Below are 3,510 nucleotides of genomic sequence, written 5' to 3'. Positions count from 1 at the left end.
CGCTCGGCCGTGGTCGCCGTGCACATCCCGCTCGCCCAGGGCGCAGGCGGCCCCGCCGTCGCCGCGATCGGCAACACCGGCTGACCCGGGGCGCGGTGCGGGCGGCAAGCGGGGGAGCAGGGCCGCACCGGTCAGCGCGCGCACATCGCGGGGAACGCCCGGTCAAGCGCGTCCCGCCAGTTCCCGATCGGGCTGATGCCGGCGGCCGCCCACGCCTCGTGGCCGAGAACGCTGTAAGCCGGCCGCGGCGCCGGGCGCGGGTAGGCGGCGCTTGAGGTGGGCGACACCAGCGCCGGGTCCGCGCCAGCCAGCGCGTAGACCTCGCGGGCCAGCCCGAACCACGTGACCTCACCCGAGCTCGTCGCGTGGTAGATCCCGGCGCGGGCGCGGGCGGTGACCAGGGCGCGGATCTGGCCGGCCAGGTCGGCGGTCCAGGTGGGCTGGCCGCGCTGGTCGTCGACGACGCTGACGGGGCTGGCCGCGCGGGCGCGGCTGAGCATGGTGGCGACAAAGCTTGTCCCGTGGGCGCCGTACAGCCAGGCCGTCCGCACCACGTAACCGTCATCGGGGAGCGCGGCGAGCACGGCACGCTCGCCGGCCAGCTTGCTGCGGCCGTAGGCGGTGCGCGGCGCCGCCGGGTGACTCTCCCCGTACGGCCGGCGGGCGGCGCCGTCGAAGACGTAATCCGTGGACAGCTGGACCAGGGTGATCTGCCGGCTGGCGCACGCGGCGGCCAGCCGCGCGACCGCGCGGCCGTTGACCTCGAGCGCCGCGTCCTCGTGCGCTTCTGCGTCGTCGACCGCGGTCCAGGCGGCGCAGTTGACGACGACGTCGGGCCGGTGCCTGTCCAGCGCCGCCGGGACCGCCACCGGGTCGGTGATCTCCAGGCCGGCCCGGTCCAGCGCGGTCATCTGCTCGCCCTCGCCGGTCAGCAGGGACGTCAGGTCGCGGCCCAGCATCCCGGCCGCGCCTGTGACCAGCCAGCGGGTCACCGGGTGGCGCCGGCCGGGCGCAGCGGCGGGGGCGGTCCAGGCCGCTGCAGGGGCTCCCACCAGCCGCGGTTGGCCGCGTACCAGTCGATCGTGGCCTTGAGTCCGCCGGGGAACGCGATGCGGGGCGCGTATCCCATGGAGCGCAGCAGGGAGTCGTCGAGGCAGTACCGCCGGTCGTGACCGGGCCGGTCGGTCACCGGGACGACGATGTCCCAGGTGGCGCCGCACGCGTCGAGGATGGCGGCGGTCAGCTCGCGGTTGGTGAGCTCGGTGTCGCCGTTGATGTGGTAGACGGCGCCGGGCTTGCCCTTCTCCAGGACGAGCTGCACGCCGCGGCAGTGGTCGTCGACGTGGATCCACCCGCGGACGTTCAGCCCGTCGCCGTACAGCGGGACCGGGTCGCCGTCGGCCAGGCGGGTGACGAACAGCGGGATGACCTTCTCCGGGTACTGGTAGGGGCCGTAGTTGTTGCAGCACCGGGTGATGGACACGTCCAGGCCGTGGGTCCTGGCGTAGGCGAGCGCCATGAGGTCGCCGCCCGCCTTGGCGGCCGCGTAGGGCGAGTTCGGGCTGAGCGGGGCATCCTCGGACCACGAACCCGCGGCGATCGACCCGTAGACCTCATCGGTGGACACGTGCACGATCCGCGGGATCCCGGCGCGCATGCACGCGTCGAGCAGGACCTGCACGCCGGTCACGTTGGAGGTCACGAACTCCGCCGCCCCGGCGATCGACCGGTCCACGTGCGTCTCCGCGGCGAAGTTGACGACGGCGTCATGACCGGGCAGCAGTTCCGCCAGCAGCCGCGGGTCGCAGATGTTCCCCGTGACGAAGGTCAGCCGCGGGCTGGCGGATACCTGGGCGAGGTTGGCAGGGTTGCCCGCGTAGGTGAGGGCGTCGAGCACGGTGACGTCGGCGTCTTCGTAGCCGGGATACCCGCCGGCGAGCAGCGTGCGCGCGTAGTGCGAGCCGATGAACCCGGCTCCTCCGGTCACCAGGACTCTCATGAGCTGATCTGCACCTTGCTGTGGTCGCCGAGCACAAGCCGGTGCACCTGCGGCACCCGCGGCGCCGGGGTGACTTCCGCGTTGTGCCCGATCAGGGACGCCTGGATGCGCCGGACGCCGCGGACGGACGCGCCGCGCAGCAGGATCGAGTACTCGATCTCGCTGTCGTCGATCAGGCAGTCCGCCCCGATCGCGGTATACGGGCCGATATACGACCCGGTCACCTTCGTGCCCGCGCCGATGATCGCGGGGCCGACGATGCGGGAGCCCGACACCTGGGCGCCGGGCTCGACCACGACCCGCCCGATGATCTCGCAATCGCGCTCGACGACGCCGTCGTCCCGCGGCTCGATCGTCTCAAGCACCAGCCGGTTGACCTCGAGCATGTCGGTGACGTTTCCTGTGTCTTTCCAGTACCCGGTGATCGTCGTGGAGCGCACGGCCTTGCCGTTGTCGATGAGCCACTGGATCGCTTCCGTGATCTCAAGTTCGCCGCGCCACGAGGGCTTGAGCTGGCGCACGGCTTCGTGGACCGCGGGCGTGAACATGTACACGCCGACGAGGGCCAGGTCGCTCTTCGGCTGCCTGGGCTTCTCCTCGAGCCCGATCACCTGCCCGCTCTGGTCGAGCTGCGCTACCCCGAACTCGCTCGGGTCCGGCACCCTGGTGAGCATGATCTGCGCGTCCGGCCGCGTGGCGGCGAACTCTCCCACCAGCGCGGTGATGCCCCCGACGATGAAGTTGTCACCCAGGTACATCACGAAGTCCTCGTCTTCGAGGAAGTCCCTGGCCACAAGCACCGCGTGCGCGAGTCCGAGCGGCGCCTGCTGGCGGATGTACGTGACGCGGATTCCGAACCCCGACCCGTCGCCGACCGCGGCCTCGATCGCGGCCGCGGTGTCCCCGACCACGAGCCCGACGTCGTGGATCCCGGCACCGGCGATCGCCTCAAGGCCATAGAACAGCACCGGCTTGTTCGCCACCGGCAGCAGCTGCTTGGCGGAGGTGTGGGTAATCGGGCGCAGCCGCGTCCCGGTGCCTCCGGCTAGGACCAACGCTTTCACAACTGACAAGGTAGTGCCTTCCCCGGGGGTTTACGGCAGTATGGGCAGGACCTTCCGCAGCAGGTTCGTCCGGTAAACGAGGACGAGCCAGCCGGCCACCCGGTACGTGTGCGCAGGCTTGCCGAAGAACTGCTCGAACGCGGTCGCCGGGTAGCGGCCCTTGACGTCGGCCACCGCGAACGTCGCGTCGTACCTGGCCGGGTTGTACCACAAGGCGTTGTCCTCCCAGCCGGGAATGTTGATGTTCCACCCGGGAGCGTTGACGTGCTTGTGCAGGTCGACGGCGCGTATCTGCACCCTGTTGCCGGACTGCAGCGTGGTGACCGACGCGTCCCAGTACCCGGCCACGCCGTACCTGAGGCCGTGTGCTTCCAGCCAGCTTGCCAGCGGCGCGGTGGCCGGCGACAGCGGGGGCTGCGTGGCCGCGGTCGCCAGCGGGAGCAGCGC

General features: G+C 71.6%; 4 protein-coding genes. All 4 read right to left on the bottom strand.

Annotation, left to right across the window (positions count from 1 at the left end; all coding sequences use genetic code 11):
- Nucleotides 1-131: 131 nt before the first annotated feature.
- Nucleotides 132-992 carry a dTDP-4-dehydrorhamnose reductase gene (gene rfbD, locus Q1N79_RS19425; protein ID WP_300610908.1) on the bottom strand — a complete coding sequence of 287 codons (861 nt, stop codon included), beginning with the start codon at nucleotides 990-992 and terminating at the stop codon, nucleotides 132-134.
- Entirely contained in the window at nucleotides 989-1,999 is a 1,011-nt protein-coding gene (rfbB, locus tag Q1N79_RS19420; protein WP_300610906.1) for a dTDP-glucose 4,6-dehydratase, read from the bottom strand. Before rfbB ends, rfbD begins: the two co-directional genes overlap by 4 nt.
- The gene (locus Q1N79_RS19415; protein WP_300610904.1) at nucleotides 1,996-3,063 is read right to left on the bottom strand and encodes a glucose-1-phosphate thymidylyltransferase; all 1,068 of its coding nucleotides are present in this window, start codon (nucleotides 3,061-3,063) and stop codon (nucleotides 1,996-1,998) included. Before Q1N79_RS19415 ends, rfbB begins: the two co-directional genes overlap by 4 nt.
- Nucleotides 3,064-3,093: 30 nt before the next feature.
- Nucleotides 3,094-3,510 (bottom strand): hypothetical protein (locus Q1N79_RS19410; protein ID WP_300610902.1); only part of this gene is annotated, 417 nt, incomplete at its 5' end.

Origin of the sequence: Trebonia sp. (genome assembly GCF_030042015.1) — a bacterium.
Classification (GTDB): Bacteria; Actinomycetota; Actinomycetes; order Streptosporangiales; family Streptosporangiaceae; genus Trebonia.
Note: the sequence above shows the minus strand (reverse complement) of the source record. Positions and strands in the feature narration are given on the sequence as shown.

What these genes read in the sequence shown, in the direction of transcription:
- rfbB (WP_300610906.1), bottom strand. Translation starts at nt 1,999, where the DNA reads ATGAGAGTCCTGGTGACCGGAGGAGCCGGGTTCATCGGCTCGCACTAC.